This is a genomic window from Gordonia sp. PP30 (assembly GCF_023100845.1).
GTDB lineage: Bacteria > Actinomycetota > Actinomycetes > Mycobacteriales > Mycobacteriaceae > Gordonia.
Window position 1 is genome coordinate 1,326,213 of the sequence record NZ_CP095864.1, and the last position, 17,428, is coordinate 1,343,640.

Here is a 17,428-nt window from a genome sequence, read left to right on the forward strand (position 1 = left end):
TAATTGGAGTTGCGACACTACCGATTACGCAAAGAGCGAGGAGCACCTTTCTGGTGAGCGACTCTACCGTGTTCTACCCACAGGTCCAGGCCACCGGCGACGGCGCGGGGCTGGTGTCCCATGCCGGCGCGATCCTGCTGACCCGGACCGCCGAAGTCAGCGCCCTGACGGCGGCTCTGTCGCGGGGGCTGGGGCGGTGGCGTAAGCCCCTGGCCACTCATGATCCGGGCAAGATCGTCGCCGATCTGGCGGTCTCGCTGGTCGCCGGCGGTGACTGCCTCGCCGACCTCGCGACCCTGCGCGGCCGGAACGAAGTATTCGGGCCGGTCGCCTCTGATCCGACCGTGTCCCGCCTGATCGCCGACCTGGCGAAGTCTCCGGCGGCAGCAATAGCGGCGATCGCCGGTGCACGCGCCACCGCACGATCGCGCGTGTGGACGCTGCTCGGTGGGCACGCACCGAACGCCGGTATCGACGCTGCCACACCGTTGATCATCGACCTGGACGCGACCCTGGTGACCGCGCACTCGGACAAGGAGTCCGCAGCGGGAAACTACAAGGGCGGCTACGGATTCCACCCGCTGACCGCGCACATCGACCACGGCCCCGGCGGCACCGGCGAAGTCGCGACGATGCTCCTGCGCCCGGGGAACGCCGGAGCGAACACTGCCGCCGACCACATCACCACCCTCGGCCACGCCCTGGCCCAGATACCCGGACTCCCCACACGGCCCGGCCGCAAGATCCTGATCCGTGCTGATAGTGCCGGCGGCACCCACGACTTCCTCGACCACCTGACCAAGCTACGGGTCTCCTACTCGATCGGATTCGGCCTGGACCAGCGCCTCGGCGATCTGGCCGACGCCCTCCCGGCAGCGGCGTGGACCCCGGCCTACGACGCCGAACGCACACCACGGGAGAACGCTGACGTCGCCGAACTGACCGGCCTGATGGACCTGTCCGGCTGGCCGGACGGTATGCGGGTGATCGTGCGCCGCGAGAAACCCCACCCCGGCGCCCAACTGCGCATCACCGACCGCAACGGCTGGCGGCTGACCGCGTTCGCCACCAACACCCGCCGCGGACAGCTGGCCGACCTGGAACTACGCCACCGCCGACGCGCCCGCTGCGAGGACCGGATCCGCCAGGCCAAAGACTGCGGCCTACAGAACCTACCGTTCAAGACCTTCGCCCAGAATCAGATCTGGCTCGCCGTCGTCGCTCTCGCCCTCGATCTGAACGCGTGGATGCAGATGCTCGCCCTGACCAGCACCGACGCCCGTACCTGGGAACTGAAGAGTCTCCGATTGCGGTTGTTCGCCACCGCAGCCCGTCTGGCCCGACACGCCCGCACCCGTCGCCTGCGATTCGACAACCAGTCCCGACACACCAGCCTGCTCATCACCGGCCTCACCAGACTCGAGGGATACCGAAACACCGGCTGAACAGCACAAAAAGAACCGGCCCAACGACCCAAAGACCACCCTTCGGACCCGTGAAACCCGACCGCACACCGACGGCCTCGGCGATCCAGTCGTACCTCACAGCCATAATCAACCCTGCCGCAACCAATCCGAACACCTCAGGCCGGGATCAGCGCCTCACGAAAGATCGAGGCTAGTGCGGCACACGAACCGGGGAACCGCGGCGTGCAGGATGACCGGGTGGCCACTGATCGGCACATCGGTCAGGGCGCGGTCGGTGTGATCACGCAGTTCACCAGCGATCTGACAGCCCGGGCAGTGTGGATCGGCGTCCAGGACTCGGCACCATACGTGCGTGCGGTCGCGGGCGTCGAGGGCGGCGCCGGTAATCGTCACGCCCAACTCGACGGTTCGGCAGATCGTGTCGGCAACATCGGAAGTAAGCTCGGCCATGGGTCCTGTGGTGTGCGTCAGGGGTGTGTGAGAACTTCCATGATCACACCCAGGGCCTACCTACATGTTGTGGTCGCCCGCGCTCGGCCCGAACCTCACCTACGCACTCTCAGAACCGAAGAGCCGGAAATCATCGTCGTGTCGGGGAATGGCCTTCTTGCGGGTTTCGGCGATGTGGCGGAGCCCAGACCGTCCGATGCGGACGGGTTCCACCGCTATGTCCGACGACATAACACCGGCGGCATCGCACGCTGTGAATTAATCGAAAATAAGTTCTATCCAACTGTTGTATTCACATCTTGGTGTGCGTTATCCTGGGGTAGGAGGAGAACCATCCATCATCGGCCGGAAGGGGGTCCGCGATGAGTGACGATGACGTGTTCGATGCCCGTGGCGTCCTGGCCGGTCTGTCTCCCGCCGAGTTGGTCGCGGTGATCGATGCCGCCGAAGAATCCCTGGCCGAGGCGCCGCTGGCTGCGCTGTCCGAGGATGGGTTGCTGGATCTGTTGGAGTCGCGGGAGCAGGCCCGCCGCAAGGGTGTCGGGGTCGATGCGGCGCTGCTGGTGGAGATCTCCGACCGCGGCGCCTGCCAGCGGGCCGGATACAACACCATGCACCAACTCCTCACCCAGGGACTACGTATCGGGGAAGGCGAATCCCGGCGGCGCCGGGTGGTAGCGGCCTCGGTCGGCCGGTTCACGGCGATGACCGGCGAGCGTCTCGATCCGAAGTTCCCGGCGACCGCCGCCGCGGTGGCCGACGGGGCGATCGGCGAGACGCACGTGTCGGTGATCGAGGAAGTGATGGACAAAATCCCCACCTCGGTCGACCCGGATGACAGGGTGAAGGCTGAGGCCATGCTCGCCGACGCCGCCCGGCGGCTCAATCCGTCCGGGCTGACGATGGTCGGCAACCGTATTCTGGCCCATCTCGACCCCGACGGCACCCTCGCCGACGACAAAGACCGGCAGCGGCAAGCGAAGTTCCGGTTGTCCGCCCAGGACCGGCAACTCATGAGCGCGGTCCAGGCCCGCCTGACACCGCAACTGCGGGCCGAGTTCGAGGTCGTGTTCGTCCAGTGGGCCGCTCCCGGCATGAACAACCCCGACGATCCGGACTCCCCGCACGGTGCGGCCGACCAGCCCGGCCTGGACCCGGCCGTGCTGGCTGCCGCGGCCGAACGCGATGACCGGCTGCTGGGGCGCCGCCAGCACGACGCTCTCCTGGCACTACTCGCCTGGGTCAATGCCCAGAACACCCACGCGCGCCCAGAGAGTCTGCGCAATCAGATCGTGGTCACCGTCACCGATGAGGACCTCGCCCGGCAAGCCGGGATCGCCTGGACCACCACCGGCACCCGCATCCCCGTATCGGACCTGGTGACGATCGCCGCGAACGCCGTGCCGTACCTGGCCGTGTTCGCCAAGGCCACCGGGCAGCCCCTCTACCTCGGCCGCGCCCACCGCCTCGCGTCACGGGCGCAACGCTTGGCGGTGTTCGCCCGCGACCGGGGCTGTACCGCGCCGGGCTGTACCCGGCCGTTCGCCCAGTGCGAGATGCACCACATGCCCGACTGGCAAGACGGCGGTCCCACCGACGCCGATCACCTCGGCGGGGCCTGCGGCACACACAACCGGTGGAACGGCAAACAACCCGGAACCTGGGAATCGACCGTCCTCACCGACGGCCCCGACAAAGGGCGCGTCGGCTGGCGGCCCGCCGGACGCGCCGGGCCGTGGATCATCAACCCACTGTTCCACCCCGACAAACTCCGCACCGGACCAGACCTCCCGGCCGAAGACCGCTCCCCACCACCGATCGTGAACCACCGGCTCGGGAAGACCGGCGAGCGGGCCGGAGGGCTTGGCGTCGAGGCACCTCACCCCGACGTGCCCGCTGGACCTGCACCGGAGGACAGCACGACCTCCGGCGTCGAACGCCTTCTCGAACAGCATCTGGCAGCCTGACCACCACCAGTGTGGGCAGGCTGCCAGGGCGGGCACGGCCGACCCGACCTGGAGTGTCACGCGGATCGTCAGACGGCGCCGGGGAAGCCCTGTTGGCGCCAGGCCTCGTAGAGGGCGACGCTGGTCGCGTTGGCGAGGTTCATCGAGCGACGCTCGGGCAGCATCGGAATACGGAGGCGGTCGGTGACGTGTGCGTCGTCGAGCACCTCGTCAGGCAGCCCGGTCGGCTCGGGACCGAACAGCAGGACGTCGCCCGGGCGGTACTCGACGTCGGTGTAGAAGCGGCTCGCCTTCGCGGTGAAGGCGAAGACGCGCTCGGGCCGCAGGGCCTCCCACGCGGCCTCGAGATCGGGGTGCACGGTGACGTGTGCCATCTCGTGATAGTCCAGGCCCGCGCGCTTCACCTGGGCGTCGGTCATGGTGAAGCCGAGCGGCTCGATCAGATGGAGCTGGACCCCGGTGTTCGCCGCGATCCGGATGGCGTTGCCGGTGTTAGGCGGAATGCAGGGCTGGTAGAAGACGATCTTGAGGTCGAACGGCTCGGGCTGGGACACCCCGCCATCATCTCTCAGCGCGGGTCGCGATCCAGTCGTCGGGGGTGCGACTGGCCTCCGCCTACTCGTAGTTGCGGATTGTCAGCCGCACCTGCTCAGCGATTCGATAGATGTCGACCACGGTCTCGATGTCGTGTCGAGTTCCATCTTTGCCGTTCTCGAAGGTGGTAACGAACTTCACACTCTTTCCGTTCAGATGAAGTCTGATGATCGGCTTCCGGTTGTTGTCATCGAGAAGTACGGCAAAGTAAGATTTCGAGTCGCGGTAAACTACTCGTTCCGGGGCGACTTCGGACACCGCGATTGCTCGGACGATATTGAATCCTTCGAGTTCTTCGTCGGTGGTGACGATATCTGGATCGGTGGGTGAATCGTTCGACGGTGCCACATGGCTTGTGTCTGTTACTCGTCTAGGTTCAGGGGTCTCGTTCTCGATCGATGTTGCCTCTTCGCCAAGGGCGGTCTTCAGTCTCTCATTGACTTGTGCGCCGATGTACTGACTGAGGGCCTGGGCGACGAGTGGGCGGAATTGGTCGAGAACTCTTTGCGTCGCCTTGCCGTCGTAGACGCGACCGACGAAGTATCGAACCCACTCGGGGGACGGGTCTTTGACCTCGTTCGCGATTACTCTCCTGATGCCGCCGACGTACTTGAGCTCCTGTGCGGCGTTGATCACTGAGTCGAGATCGAATGAGTCCTTCGCAAGTTTCTCGATCTCGGGGAGCAGGCTTCGGTCGATGTCGAGAAGATCAAAGACTAGAAACGGCTTGTCATCCATCCGGTTCGGTAGGTCGCCGTCGGTGAAGACTCGATACTCTCGACCATTGGTGAGAATCGCAATTCTTGCTGAGGTGACCGAAAAATAGCGAAAAAGCTGACTGGCATGCTTCAAATCGAGCGGGGCACCGATGGGTTTGCATTCGATGAGAATTTGAACTTCACCATTGTGGAATACCGCGTAGTCGACTTTCTCGCCCTTCTTGAGTCCAACGTCGGCGGTGAACTCTGGAACGACCTCGGTCGGGTCGAACACGTCATATCCAAGTACGTTGGAGATGAACGGCATGATGAAGGCGTTCTTAGCCTCGATCTTTCGTGAGGCGCTGATCCCGGCCTGAGGTGTTCGGATTGGTTGCGGCAGGGTTGATTATGGCTGTGAGGTACGACTGGATCGCCGAGGCCGTCGGTGTGCGGTCGGGTTTCACGGGTCCGAAGGGTGGTCTTTGGGTCGTTGGGCCGGTTCTTTTTGTGCTGTTCAGCCGGTGTTTCGGTATCCCTCGAGTCTGGTGAGGCCGGTGATGAGCAGGCTGGTGTGTCGGGACTGGTTGTCGAATCGCAGGCGACGGGTGCGGGCGTGTCGGGCCAGACGGGCTGCGGTGGCGAACAACCGCAATCGGAGACTCTTCAGTTCCCAGGTACGGGCGTCGGTGCTGGTCAGGGCGAGCATCTGCATCCACGCGTTCAGATCGAGGGCGAGAGCGACGACGGCGAGCCAGATCTGATTCTGGGCGAAGGTCTTGAACGGTAGGTTCTGTAGGCCGCAGTCTTTGGCCTGGCGGATCCGGTCCTCGCAGCGGGCGCGTCGGCGGTGGCGTAGTTCCAGGTCGGCCAGCTGTCCGCGGCGGGTGTTGGTGGCGAACGCGGTCAGCCGCCAGCCGTTGCGGTCGGTGATGCGCAGTTGGGCGCCGGGGTGGGGTTTCTCGCGGCGCACGATCACCCGCATACCGTCCGGCCAGCCGGACAGGTCCATCAGGCCGGTCAGTTCGGCGACGTCAGCGTTCTCCCGTGGTGTGCGTTCGGCGTCGTAGGCCGGGGTCCACGCCGCTGCCGGGAGGGCGTCGGCCAGATCGCCGAGGCGCTGGTCCAGGCCGAATCCGATCGAGTAGGAGACCCGTAGCTTGGTCAGGTGGTCGAGGAAGTCGTGGGTGCCGCCGGCACTATCAGCACGGATCAGGATCTTGCGGCCGGGCCGTGTGGGGAGTCCGGGTATCTGGGCCAGGGCGTGGCCGAGGGTGGTGATGTGGTCGGCGGCAGTGTTCGCTCCGGCGTTCCCCGGGCGCAGGAGCATCGTCGCGACTTCGCCGGTGCCGCCGGGGCCGTGGTCGATGTGCGCGGTCAGCGGGTGGAATCCGTAGCCGCCCTTGTAGTTTCCCGCTGCGGACTCCTTGTCCGAGTGCGCGGTCACCAGGGTCGCGTCCAGGTCGATGATCAACGGTGTGGCAGCGTCGATACCGGCGTTCGGTGCGTGCCCACCGAGCAGCGTCCACACGCGCGATCGTGCGGTGGCGCGTGCACCGGCGATCGCCGCTATTGCTGCCGCCGGAGACTTCGCCAGGTCGGCGATCAGGCGGGACACGGTCGGATCAGAGGCGACCGGCCCGAATACTTCGTTCCGGCCGCGCAGGGTCGCGAGGTCGGCGAGGCAGTCACCGCCGGCGACCAGCGAGACCGCCAGATCGGCGACGATCTTGCCCGGATCATGAGTGGCCAGGGGCTTACGCCACCGCCCCAGCCCCCGCGACAGAGCCGCCGTCAGGGCGCTGACTTCGGCGGTCCGGGTCAGCAGGATCGCGCCGGCATGGGACACCAGCCCCGCGCCGTCGCCGGTGGCCTGGACCTGTGGGTAGAACACGGTAGAGTCGCTCACCAGAAAGGTGCTCCTCGCTCTTTGCGTAATCGGTAGTGTCGCAACTCCAATTATCGCAGGTGAGAGCACCTTTCTTCCTACTTCAGCAAGGGCGCGTCGAATTCACCCGTGAAAGGCCGAGGTTAGTTGCCTCCTCTGTCTCGATGCTGTCCTGGATGGCCCGGACCTTGCTGGCGAGTGCCTTGACTGCCTCTGCGGTGCTCATAGCGAATCCTCCCATGTGTATCGGGAGGCTATCCCGGTCGACCACACGACGGCCTGAGATCGCAAAATTGCGAGACGAAGGCCCCTGATGTTCGTAGAGATCCGGATGGCGTCGTCGGTGTTGGTGGGGTACGGCTGGTGGGAGATGATCTTGAGGTCGAAGGGCCCGGGCTGGGATGCTCCGCCACCACCTCAGCCTCTTAACGCGGGCAGACCCCGGATCGCTGAAGACCCGCCTTCTCCATGATCAGCGACGCCGGGCACCATCCGGCGAACGCGTAGAGCGCCAGATTGGCGGCGACGAATCCGGTGAGGAACAGCCACCAGGGGCCGAGTGTGGCGACCAGGACGATGCTGACGACGATCATCAGCGATGCGAGGGCCGGTACCAGTCGGTCGATGGTGAGGAATCGACCGGTATGACGCGAGATCGACATGAGACTCCTTCGAGAAGCGGGCAAGTCTCACAAATATACCCCATGGGGTATCTAGATGTGTCGCCCGAAACCCGCGGCGGCTCGACCGCCGCGGGACGGCTCGGCCGAGGCGTGGCGCCCGGGGCTGGTACAAACGGTGCAAAGCCGGAGGGAAGTGAGGGGTCATGCGCTCGGAGACTGTTCGTGGGGCGGCGGTCGTCGTGGGCATTGCCGGGGTGCTGGCGCTGAGCGGATGCGGGTCGTCGTCGAACGAGACGGCCAAGACGGTCACCGTGACCCCCTCGGCCACCACCGTTACCGCCACGCCGCCGGTGACGACCCACCGCGACACCGCCGGCACGGCGCCGGTGTCCGGCGCGTCGTCGGTCAAGCCGACCGACGACCAGAAGGTCGCCACCAAGAAGGGCATCATGCCCGACGTGGTCTGCATGAACCTGCAGAAAGCACAGGACAGCATCCAGAAGCACGGCGTCTTCTACTCGCGCAGCGAGGACGCGACCGGCAAGGGCCGGCACCAGGTGTGGGACCGGAACTGGATCGTCGTCGCCCAGCGTCCGGCGCCCGGCGCGCAGTTCGGCGAGGGCGACGCGGTCCTTTCGGTGGTCAAGACCGGCGAACCGAACAACTGCCCGCACGGCTGACCGCGCACCGCCGTTTCGGAGCGCCACACCGACCGCCCCGCTGGGGTGATCGGCGTGCTGGATGGAACAATGGGGAGTCGTGACGGCGATTCGACTGGACGGCAAGACCACCCGCGACGAGATCTTCGACGACCTCACCGCGCGCGTGGACCGGCTGCGCGAGGCGGGCATCGTCCCGGGCCTCGGCACGATCCTGGTGGGCGACGATCCCGGATCGCACTCGTACGTCAAGGGCAAGCACGGCGACTGCGCGAAGATCGGCGTCGCCTCCATCCGCAGGGACCTGCCCGCCGACATCACGCAGGACGAGCTGAACGCCGCCATCGACGAGCTGAACGACGACCCGGCGTGCACCGGCTACATCGTGCAGCTGCCGCTGCCGAAGCACCTCGATGAGAACGCCGCGCTGGAACGGATCGCCCCGGAGAAGGACGCCGACGGGCTGCACCCGATCAACCTCGGCCGTCTGGTGCTGGGCAAGGAGTCGACGCTCCCGTGCACCCCGCGCGGCGTGATCCACCTGCTCCGCCGGTACGACATCCCGATCAACGGCGCCCACGTGGTGGTGGTCGGCCGCGGCATCACCATCGGCCGCCCGATCGGCCTGCTGCTGACGCGCCGCAGCGAGAACGCCACGGTGACCCTCTGCCATACCGGGACCCGGGACCTCGCCGAGGAGGTGCGGCGCGCCGACATCGTCGTCGCCGCGGCCGGTGTGGGGCACCTGATCACCCCCGACATGGTGAAGCCCGGCGCCGCCGTGATCGACGTGGGCGTCAGCCGCGGTCCCGACGGCCTGGTGGGCGACGTCGACCCCGGAGTGTGGGAGGTGGCCGGTGCGGTCTCCCCGAATCCCGGGGGAGTGGGCCCGCTGACGCGTGCGTTCCTGCTGGTCAACGTCGTCGAGCGGGCCGAGCAGCAGTTGGCGGCCCGGTCGGAATGACCACCATCGAGGCCCGTCGCCAGCGTCGCACCCGGCGCAGGCAGCGCATCGTGCGGCAGATCCCGTTCTTCGCGGTCCTCGCGGTGGTGGCGGTCGCCGCGATCCTGGTGCTCTTCGATCGCTGGCGCCGCGGCAGCGTCGCCTTCGGTGCGGCGCTCCTGCTCGGCGCCGTCCTGCGGGCCGCACTGCCGAGTGAGCGCGCGGGCCTCCTGCAGGTGCGCAGCCGCGCCTTCGACATCGGCGCGATGGCCGCGGCCGGCGTCTTGGTGATCTGGCTCGCGACGTCGATCGACTCCCTGGGGACCGGCGACACGCTGTAGCTCAGCGTCGCGCGCGGGCCAGTTCCATCGTGCGGGTCAGCAGATCGCCGATCGGTCCGCGTTCGGTGAGGAAGCCGTCGTGCCCGGCCCCGGAGCGCACCACCTGAAGGCCGTCCGGGCAGTTGCCCAGTTCGGCGGCCAGTTCGGCCTGCTGGTACAGCGGATACAGGCGGTCGGAGTCGATACCGCCGACGACGATCGGCACGTCGCACGCCGCCAGCGCGGCGCGGACCCCGCCGCGGCCCCGCCCCACATCGTGGCTGTTCAGCACGTGGGTGAGCGCCACATAGCTGCCCGGGTCGAACCGGTGAGTCAGCTTCTCGGCCTGGTACTCCAGATAGCTCTGGACGCTGTAGCGGCCGTCGGCCAGCGGATTCTCGTTGCCCTGCGGCAGATTCTCGAAGCGCTCGTCAAGCTCACGGTCGTACCGGTAGCTCAGGTGCGCGATCCGCCGCGCGATACCCATCCCGGCCATCGGGGCGCGGCCGGTTCCGTAGTATTCGCCGCCCTGCCAGTCGGCGTCGGACGTGATGGCGGCGATCTGCGTGGTCTGGGTGCCGATCTGATCGGCGGAGGCGCGGGCGCCCACCGCCAGCACCAGACCGGAATCGAACAGCCCGGGATGGGTGACGAGCCATTCCAGAGCGCGGGCGCCGCCCATCGAACCGCCGGCGACCGAGGCGAACCGCGTCACGCCGATCTCGGCGAACGCCCGCCGCTCGGATTCGACCAGGTCGCGCACGGTGAGCCGGGGGAAACGCGCACCCCACGGCGCACCGTCGGGCGCGAGCGACCCCGGACCGGTCGAGCCGAAACAGCCGCCGATCGCGTTGGGCGAGATCACGCACCATTCGTCGGTGTCGATCGGGCAGCCCGGGCCGATCAGCCCGTTCCACCAGCCCTCCATCGAGAAACGCTCATCGGGCGGGCCGGTGACATGCGAATTGCCGGTCAGGGCGTGCAGCGCGAGGACGATGTTGTCGCGATCCGCGGTGGGAGTGCCCCATCGCTGGAAGTTGACCGTCACGTCCTCGAGCCGCCGCCCCGACTCGAGCTCCAGATCGCCGATCGGCACGGCGATGCTGACGCCGTCCGGACCGGAGGTCCAGTCGGCGCCGCTGATCGTCGCGACCGCGTCGCAGCTCAACGACACGGTGACACTCAGGCCTTCGCGGCCGCGAAGCCCTTGTCCAGGTCGGCCACGATGTCGTCGATGTTCTCGATGCCGACGGCCAGCCGGACCAGGCCGGGGGTCACGCCGGCGGCGAGCTGCTCCTCGGGGGAGAGCTGGCTGTGCGTGGTCGACGCCGGGTGGATCACCAGCGAGCGGACGTCGCCGATGTTCGCGACGTGGCTGTGCAGCTCCAGGGCGTTGACGAACTTCTTGCCCGCCTCGACACCGCCGTCGATCTCGAAGCTGACGATGGCGCCCTGACCCTTGGGAAGCAGCTGCTGGCCGCGCTCGTAGTACGGGGACGACAGCAGGCCCGCGTACGACACGGAGGTGACCTGCGGGTGCGCTTCCAGGTACTCGGCGACCTTCTGGGCGTTCGCCACGTGACGCTCCACCCGCAGGCTCAGGGTCTCGATGCCCTGGGCCAGCAGGAAGGCATTGAACGGCGAGATGGCCGAGCCGGTGTCGCGGAGCAGCTGGATCCGCGCCTTGAGGGCGTACGCCGGGGCGCCGAGGTCGGCGATCACCACGCCGCCGTAGCTGTGATCCGGGGTGGTGAACCCGGGGAACAGGTCCTCGCCGTCGCGCTGCACACGCCAGTCGAAGTTGCCGCCGTCGATGATCACGCCGCCGATGGCGGTGCCGTGGCCGCCGATGTACTTGGTGGCCGAATGCACGACGATGTCGGCGCCGTGTGCGATCGGGTTGAGCAGGTACGGGGTGGCGACGGTGTTGTCGACGATCAGCGGAAGCCCGGCGTCGTGGGCGACCTTCGCGACACCTTCGATGTCCAGGATCTGGTTGTGCGGATTCGAGATGGTCTCACCGAACACGGCGCGGGTGTTCGGGCGGATCGCGGCCTTCCACGACTCCAGGTCGTCCGGATCCTCCACGAAGCTCACCTCGATGCCGAACTTCGGCAGGGTGTAGTGGAAGAGGTTGTAGGTGCCGCCGTAGATGCGGGGGCTGGAGACCACGTGGCCGCCGGCCTCGACGATGTTCTGGATCGCGTAGGTGGTCGCGGCCTGTCCGGACGACACCAGCAGCGCCGCGACGCCGCCGCCGAGGGCGGCCAGACGCTGCTCGACGGCGTCCTGCGTCGGGTTCATGATCCGGGTGTAGATGTTGCCGGGCTCGGCCAGCGCGAACAGGTTCGCCGCGTGGTCGGTGTCGTCGAAGACGTACGACGTGGTCTGGTAGATCGGGAGCGCGCGTGCCTTGGTGTCACCGACCGGCTGTCCGGCGTGCACCTGCAGGGTCTCGAAGCTCCAGTCGTTGGCGTCGGACATGGGTGGCGATCCTCTTTCTCGGGGTCAGGGCCTGCGACTGAGGATATAGCACCCCGGTCCGGCACCCCGAACGTCGGATTTGCGCTGAGCAAAACCCTCCCGGTGGTCGCCGGTCGTGCTAAGCCCGGCGGTTCACCGTGCGTATGTCCCCTGTTCGGAGGATAGACGAAATGTGATCTACATCTCACGATGGTGGAGTAGGGCGGCCTTCGGGGGGTCGCCGCCAGCCCGAGGACCCGCAGCCATGAACATCTCATCCGGCGCGCGTGCGCGCCGCTTCGCCATCATCGCCGCCGCCTGCGTTCTCCTGTGCGCCGCCGGATCACCGGACGGCGCGGGGGCAGCCCGCGCCGACGACCTTCCCGACTGCCGGGCCGGGGCGGTGGTGATCGTCGCCGGAACCACCGACGTCGGCGCGCCGTCGCAACTCGGTGTGCAGCAGCGGTACACCGGCAAGAGTCCGGCGGACGGCACCTATGCCGGCCAGAACGAGTACAAGGTGATCAAACCGGACTATCCGACGACGCTCTGGCCGATAGGCACGGTCGGGTACGACGATGACGTGGCGCGCGGGACCGCCGCGACGGTGGCGGCGATCGCCGAATACCAGCGCGAATGCCCCGGTAGAGAGGTGGTCGTCGTCGGTTACTCGCAGGGCGCGCGCGTCGCGGGTGACGTCCTGAACCGCGTCGCGACGTCGGCGGAGACCATGACCGGCAACGGCATCACCTACAAGAAAGTGGTGATCGACGGCGAGGAGTACTGGATCTCGCAGGAGAACATGCGCGGTGAGCTGTACTCCGACCCGCGTCGCGACGGACCGGAGAGCGGGCGCGGCATCGAGTTGTCGTTCCTCGGGGTGATCCCCGGGCTGACGATGAACGGTGCCCGGCCCGGCGGCTTCGGGACCATCCCGGTGACCAGCTACTGCTACCAGGGCGACCCCATCTGCGACCTGCCCGACCCGCTGCACGACCCGTTCGGCGCGATCGACGGCCTCGTCGGCTACTTCGTGAAACACGGCTACTACCCGTGGCGGATGTATCAGCCGGTGACCGGCGGCGCCTGGAACTGCGTCAGCAAGACACCGAACGGCGACGGCTACATCGACTGCGTGGTGCCCGCGCCGTCGTCGATCTCCCTGGTCCGGCGTGACGTGATCAACGGCGTGCGTGGCCTGGTCGGGCTGCCGCCGCGCCAGGTGCTCGACTTCTGGAGTGCGCTGCCCGACATCGACGGGATCTTCCCGCACGCGAACTTGTCGGACCTGCAGAAGTACCTCACCCCGGTGATGGCGGTGCTGCCGCAGCTGCCGAACCTCGGCTACGGCGGCTACCTGCCGGACGTGTTCGTGTTCACGGGCCTGCTCGACGGTCTCGCCCGCTTCGACGTCGGTGCGATCGGTGCGAGCCTGGAGGCACTGGGCAAGAGCGCGCTGTCGATCGCGACGATGCCGGTCAACGCCGTGAAGTCCGCGGCTTCGGAGGCGCTGGACGGACTCACCGCGCACCCCACGGCGTCGATGAGTCCGCGGGTCGTCGATGAAGGGGTGGTGGACGACGGGCCGGCGGCCGATCCGGTGGATCCGCCGTCGTCCGCGCCGGACCCGGCCGGATCCGGAGAGCGGGTCGGCTCGCCGGCTCGGGACGATGAGACCGCGGCCGGGGACGACGAGACCGTGGCCCAGGACGACGAGACCGCGGCTCGCGACGGGGCCGCGGCTCGCGACGGGGCCGAGCCGCCGGCCGACGACGACGCGGCCGACGGCGACGCGGCGGATGTGAGAACAGTCATCGGCTGAGCCGGAATCAATCCCGGCCGACGGGGTGTTGACCCCGGAGTGCACGATCTGACGCCTCCTGCCACGGATCCGACGACGGGCGCCGGCGCACGGCGGTTCGGCTGGGTGATCCTGGCGCTCGCGCTGGGCGGGTTCGGGATCGGGACCACCGAGTTCGTCGCGATGGGGCTGCTGCCGGATATCGCGTCGTCGTTGTCGATCAGCGAGCCCACCGCGGGCCACCTGATCTCCGCTTACGCGCTCGGGGTGGTGATCGGTGCGCCGCTGATCACCGCGATCGCCGCGAAGGTCTCGCGGCGCCGGCTGCTGATCTGGCTGATGGTGGCGTTCACCGCGGGCAACGCGCTGAGTGTGGTCGCGCCGACCTACCCGGCGCTGCTGGCCGCGCGGTTCATCGCGGGTCTGCCGCACGGCGCGTACTTCGGGGTGGCCGCCCTGGTGGCCGCGCACCTCGCGGCACCGGGGAAGCGCGCCAGGTCGGTCGGCTACGTGATGCTCGGTCTCTCGGTGGCGAACGTGCTCGGGGTCCCCGCCGCCACCTGGATCGGGCAGGCCCTCGGCTGGCGGTCGGCGCTCGCGCTGGTGGTGGTCATCGGGGCGATCACCGTCGCCGCGCTCGTGTGGGTGGTGCCGGACCTGTCGGCGATGCCGATCGGCGACATGCGTTCCGAACTCGGTGCCCTCCGGAACGGTCAGGTGCTGCTCACGCTGGCGGTCGGGATGATCGGCTTCGGCGGCCTGTTCGCGTTCTACAGCTATCTCAACACCGCGCTGACCTCGGTCGGCGGAGTGAGCGAGTCGATCGTGCCGGTGGCGCTCATGCTGTTCGGCTGCGGCATGGTGGCCGGCAACATCGTGGGCGGCCGGCTCGCCGACCGCAGCGTCGATCTCGGTGTCGTCGCCGGGCTGGCATCGGTCGGCGTCGCGCTGGCGGCCTTCTCGCTCCTGCTCGGCATCGGATGGCTGGCGGTGCTCTTCGCCTTCGTCATCGGGGCCACCGGCAGCATCGCGATTCCCGCGCTGCAGACCCGGCTGATGGACGTCGCCCACGACGGCCAGACGGTCGCCGCGGCGATGAACCACTCGGCACTGAACGTCGCGAACGCTCTCGGTGCGTGGCTCGGCGGGCTCGTGCTGGCGCACGGTCTGGGCTATCGCGCGCCCGCCGCGGTCGGCGCCGGGCTGGCGCTCGCCGGTCTCGTGGTCTTCGCGGTCGCCGTCGTGCGCGGCCGCGGTAGCGGCGCCGATCGCCGGACCCACCACGAGGAATCCGTCGAACTCGCGTGAGCCGGGACCGGCGACCTCACCGGAGATACCCCGCGGTGAGCTGCGTCTCGTGCCGTGTTGCCGCGAGATGACGTGCGGTGTTCAGCGGCGCGTCCGGAGATGACGGATCGTTGAACATTGCGCCCAGGCCGCGCCCAGCGGTTGCCGGTACCCCCGGAGCACTGTTGATTCCATTGCGTGGCAAGGACTTTCAGCAAACTCATAGGAATCGGCGCCGTGGTCGCCGTCACTCTCGCGGCGGCGACGGGTGGAGCGCTCGCCGGTGCGGCACACGCGAAGGGATGCGGCAACGGCGGTGTGGTGATCGTCGCCGGCACCCAGGCACCCCGCAACGCTCAGGGGCTCCCGACCGGTGGCGTCACCGGCATCGGCGCGCGATACAAGGCTCGCGGGTACGACGTGCAGTACGTCGACTATCCGACCCAGCTCGCCCCGCTCGGCACCATTCCGTACGACGACGACGTCGCTCTCGGCAAGGCGGCGACGCGCCGGGCCGTGGAGTCGTACCAGCGGCGGTGCCCGGGGCGTCCGGTCACGATCGCGGGCTACTCGCAGGGTGCGCGCATCGCCGGGGACGTGCTCTCCGACGCCGCCAACGGGCGGTCCCGAATCGATCCGCACGGGTTGTCCGGCGAGCTGTACTCGGATCCCCGGCGTGACGACCCGGCCGGTGGCGGCGGGATCGAGAACGTCCTGATCGGGCTGCTCCCGGGCACCACGATGAGCGGGCCCCGGCCGGGCGGCTTCGGCGACGTCCCGGTGACCGAGTACTGCCTGCAGGGCGATCCGATCTGCGACCTGCCGTCCCCGCTGTGGCACCCGCTCCGGGCGATCGACGGCGTCGTCGGGTACTTCACCAAGCACGGGTACTACCCGGCCCGGATGAACGCGCCGGTCAGCGACACCGCGGTCTGGGACTGCCGCTCGGGTGCCTCGCCGGCACCGGACGTCGACGACTGCGTGGTCCCGGCCGAACCCGCCGTCGTCCAGGTGGCGGAGACGACGGTGACGCCCGCGCTGGCCTCGATCGGTGTCACGCCGATCGAGGCGCCGGCCACCGTTCCGGACCCGACCGTGGTGCCGCAGCAGACCGTGGTGCCGCAGCAGACCGTGGTGCCGCAGCCGACCGTCCGCGGAGTGATCACGGTCGTCACCGAGACGGCCGGAGCGCTGGGGAAGATGTCCCCGGGTTCAGATCAGCCAGTCGCCGACCAGATAGGTCACGGCGAGCGTCGCGAGGCCGATGAGCAGCGATCGGACGACGGTCATCGTGACATTGGAGTGTCCACGGCGGGCCAGGACCAGCGACGTCGCGGCGAGCGAACACCCGGCGACCAGTAGCGTCCACTCGGTGCGCCACTGCAGCGGTACCAGCACGGTCACCAGGACCGGGAGGAACGCTCCGAGGAAGAACGCGAACCCGGCCCACAGCGCGGCGGTCACCGTCTCCCGAAAGGTCGCGACCCCGCCGAAGCCGTACTCGAGTTCCAGCTGCGCGCCCAGCGCGTCGGCGTCGGACATCTCCTCGGCGACCCGCCGCGCCGTGGCCGACTGCACGCCGTGGCGCTCGAACCAGGCGATCAGCTCGGCCAGTTCGGCTTCGGGGTCGGCGTCGAGGTTCCGTCGTTCGTGGTCGGCCGCCGACTGCTGGGCCTCGCGCTCGGCCATCATCTCGCCGAGCTTCACCGCGAACATCGACAGGGTGCCGGCGGTCGCGGTGATCCCCAGGACCGCGTACGACGTCGACGCCCCCACCTCGGCGCCCGCCAGGCCGAGCCCGGTGCCGGTGATCGCGAGGATGCCGTCGTTGACGTCGGTGATGCGTTCGCGCACGTCGCCGGGATCCATGTCCCGCCACCACCGCATCAGCCCGCTCGCCCTGACGTGAAGGGTAGCGCCTGGGCGAGCGGGCCGACGGCAGGTCAATCGAAGAGAATCACCCCGCGGATATTCTTACCGTCCATCAGATCGGCATATCCCTGATTCACTTCGTCCAGGGTGTATGTGCGGGTGACGAGTTCATCGAGTTTGACTTCGCCTTTCATGTACAGGTCGAGGATCTTGGGAATATCGATCCGGGGATTCGCGGCGCCGAACAGGGCTCCGCGCAACTGCTGCTGAAAGTGCGTGAGTGTGAACAGATCGATCTTCGCGTCCCGCGCCCGCGCGTCGGCCACCGCGGTGAAGACCATGACGCCGAGCTTCCCGACGAGTGACAGTGCGATCTCGATGTCCGAGCCGAGCCCGTTGCCGACGGTGTAGGCGAGACGGTCGGCCATCCGGACGG

15 protein-coding genes and 2 pseudogenes are annotated in these 17,428 nt (G+C 68.1%); 8 read left to right on the forward strand and 9 right to left on the reverse strand.

Translation table 11 applies throughout. From position 1 onward, the window contains the following. The first annotated feature begins 53 nt into the window (after window positions 1–53). A complete protein-coding gene (locus tag MYK68_RS06140) occupies window positions 54–1,445 on the forward strand; it encodes an IS1380 family transposase (protein WP_247865770.1) in 1,392 nt (463 codons plus the stop codon). A gap of 174 nt (window positions 1,446–1,619) precedes the next feature. Here the strand turns inward: MYK68_RS06140 and MYK68_RS06145 are convergent. Further along, window positions 1,620–1,877: pseudogene (locus MYK68_RS06145) on the reverse strand (transposase family protein); the annotation flags it as partial. Between the two features lie 362 nt (window positions 1,878–2,239). On the opposite strand from MYK68_RS06145, the gene MYK68_RS06150 reads away from it, so the two are divergent. Continuing rightward, window positions 2,240–3,844, forward strand: a complete 1,605-nt coding sequence (locus MYK68_RS06150) for an HNH endonuclease signature motif containing protein (RefSeq protein ID WP_247866989.1) — start codon at window positions 2,240–2,242, stop codon at window positions 3,842–3,844. Window positions 3,845–3,912: 68 nt separating this feature from the next. Here the strand turns inward: MYK68_RS06150 and MYK68_RS06155 are convergent, their stop codons facing one another. The 4 genes from MYK68_RS06155 to MYK68_RS06170 all read right to left on the reverse strand — a co-directional run bounded on the left by MYK68_RS06155 (window position 3,913) and on the right by MYK68_RS06170 (window position 7,686). Beyond that, window positions 3,913–4,398 carry a tRNA (cytidine(34)-2'-O)-methyltransferase gene (locus MYK68_RS06155; protein WP_247866990.1) on the reverse strand — a complete coding sequence of 162 codons (486 nt, stop codon included), beginning with the start codon at window positions 4,396–4,398 and terminating at the stop codon, window positions 3,913–3,915. Between the two features lie 61 nt (window positions 4,399–4,459). Beyond that, a complete protein-coding gene (locus tag MYK68_RS06160; protein WP_247866997.1) occupies window positions 4,460–5,464 on the reverse strand; it encodes a type I restriction endonuclease in 1,005 nt (334 codons plus the stop codon). 189 nt (window positions 5,465–5,653) lie between these two features. Further along, a complete protein-coding gene (locus tag MYK68_RS06165; RefSeq protein WP_247865770.1) occupies window positions 5,654–7,045 on the reverse strand; it encodes an IS1380 family transposase in 1,392 nt (463 codons plus the stop codon). A 404-nt stretch (window positions 7,046–7,449) separates the two neighbouring features. After that, window positions 7,450–7,686, reverse strand: a complete 237-nt coding sequence (locus tag MYK68_RS06170; RefSeq protein ID WP_247867001.1) for a YgaP family membrane protein — start codon at window positions 7,684–7,686, stop codon at window positions 7,450–7,452. A 164-nt stretch (window positions 7,687–7,850) separates the two neighbouring features. Here MYK68_RS06170 and MYK68_RS06175 point away from each other — a divergent pair, with 164 nt between their 5' ends. From MYK68_RS06175 to MYK68_RS06185, 3 genes are all read left to right on the forward strand, one after another. Further along, the gene (locus MYK68_RS06175) at window positions 7,851–8,327 is read left to right on the forward strand and encodes a PASTA domain-containing protein (protein ID WP_247867003.1); all 477 of its coding nucleotides are present in this window, start codon (window positions 7,851–7,853) and stop codon (window positions 8,325–8,327) included. Between the two features lie 79 nt (window positions 8,328–8,406). Further along, a complete protein-coding gene (locus MYK68_RS06180; protein WP_247867005.1) occupies window positions 8,407–9,270 on the forward strand; it encodes a bifunctional methylenetetrahydrofolate dehydrogenase/methenyltetrahydrofolate cyclohydrolase in 864 nt (287 codons plus the stop codon). After that, a complete protein-coding gene (locus MYK68_RS06185; RefSeq protein ID WP_247867007.1) occupies window positions 9,267–9,590 on the forward strand; it encodes a DUF3017 domain-containing protein in 324 nt (107 codons plus the stop codon). Before MYK68_RS06180 ends, MYK68_RS06185 begins: the two co-directional genes overlap by 4 nt. A gap of 1 nt (window position 9,591) precedes the next feature. On the opposite strand, the gene metX is transcribed toward MYK68_RS06185, so the two are convergent. Both metX and MYK68_RS06195 read right to left on the reverse strand, forming a co-directional pair. Continuing rightward, window positions 9,592–10,743 (reverse strand): homoserine O-acetyltransferase MetX, encoded by a 1,152-nt coding sequence (metX, locus tag MYK68_RS06190; RefSeq protein WP_247867008.1) that lies wholly within the window; start codon window positions 10,741–10,743, stop codon window positions 9,592–9,594. 8 nt (window positions 10,744–10,751) lie between these two features. Next, window positions 10,752–12,053, reverse strand: coding sequence for a bifunctional o-acetylhomoserine/o-acetylserine sulfhydrylase (locus MYK68_RS06195; RefSeq protein ID WP_247867010.1), 1,302 nt, complete (start codon window positions 12,051–12,053; stop codon window positions 10,752–10,754). A gap of 244 nt (window positions 12,054–12,297) precedes the next feature. Between MYK68_RS06195 and MYK68_RS06200 the strand changes: the two genes are divergently transcribed. From MYK68_RS06200 to MYK68_RS06210, 3 genes are all read left to right on the forward strand, one after another. After that, the gene (locus tag MYK68_RS06200; RefSeq protein WP_247867012.1) at window positions 12,298–13,854 is read left to right on the forward strand and encodes a cutinase family protein; all 1,557 of its coding nucleotides are present in this window, start codon (window positions 12,298–12,300) and stop codon (window positions 13,852–13,854) included. Window positions 13,855–13,902: 48 nt separating this feature from the next. Further along, entirely contained in the window at window positions 13,903–15,141 is a 1,239-nt protein-coding gene (locus tag MYK68_RS06205; RefSeq protein ID WP_247867944.1) for an MFS transporter, read from the forward strand. Between the two features lie 216 nt (window positions 15,142–15,357). Continuing rightward, a complete protein-coding gene (locus MYK68_RS06210; RefSeq protein WP_247867013.1) occupies window positions 15,358–16,482 on the forward strand; it encodes a cutinase family protein in 1,125 nt (374 codons plus the stop codon). Here MYK68_RS06210 and MYK68_RS06215 read toward each other — a convergent pair. After that, window positions 16,408–17,007: pseudogene (locus MYK68_RS06215) on the reverse strand (VIT1/CCC1 transporter family protein); the annotation flags it as partial. The gene MYK68_RS06210 and the pseudogene MYK68_RS06215 sit on opposite strands and share 75 nt — an antisense overlap. A 56-nt stretch (window positions 17,008–17,063) precedes the next feature. After that, window positions 17,064–17,420 (reverse strand): MDR/zinc-dependent alcohol dehydrogenase-like family protein, encoded by a 357-nt coding sequence (locus MYK68_RS06220; protein ID WP_247867014.1) that lies wholly within the window; start codon window positions 17,418–17,420, stop codon window positions 17,064–17,066. Between the last annotated feature and the right edge of the window lie 8 nt (window positions 17,421–17,428).

Bases quoted from the DNA above. Each gene is read 5' to 3' on its own strand.
- MYK68_RS06150 (WP_247866989.1), top strand. From the start codon at position 2,240: ATGAGTGACGATGACGTGTTCGATGCCCGTGGCGTCCTGGCCGGTCTG.
- MYK68_RS06160 (WP_247866997.1), bottom strand. From the start codon at position 5,464: ATGCCGTTCATCTCCAACGTACTTGGATATGACGTGTTCGACCCGACC.
- MYK68_RS06170 (WP_247867001.1), bottom strand. From the start codon at position 7,686: ATGTCGATCTCGCGTCATACCGGTCGATTCCTCACCATCGACCGACTG.
- MYK68_RS06175 (WP_247867003.1), top strand. From the start codon at position 7,851: ATGCGCTCGGAGACTGTTCGTGGGGCGGCGGTCGTCGTGGGCATTGCC.
- MYK68_RS06185 (WP_247867007.1), top strand. From the start codon at position 9,267: ATGACCACCATCGAGGCCCGTCGCCAGCGTCGCACCCGGCGCAGGCAG.
- MYK68_RS06195 (WP_247867010.1), bottom strand. From the start codon at position 12,053: ATGTCCGACGCCAACGACTGGAGCTTCGAGACCCTGCAGGTGCACGCC.
- MYK68_RS06200 (WP_247867012.1), top strand. From the start codon at position 12,298: ATGAACATCTCATCCGGCGCGCGTGCGCGCCGCTTCGCCATCATCGCC.
- MYK68_RS06220 (WP_247867014.1), bottom strand. From the start codon at position 17,420: ATGGCCGACCGTCTCGCCTACACCGTCGGCAACGGGCTCGGCTCGGAC.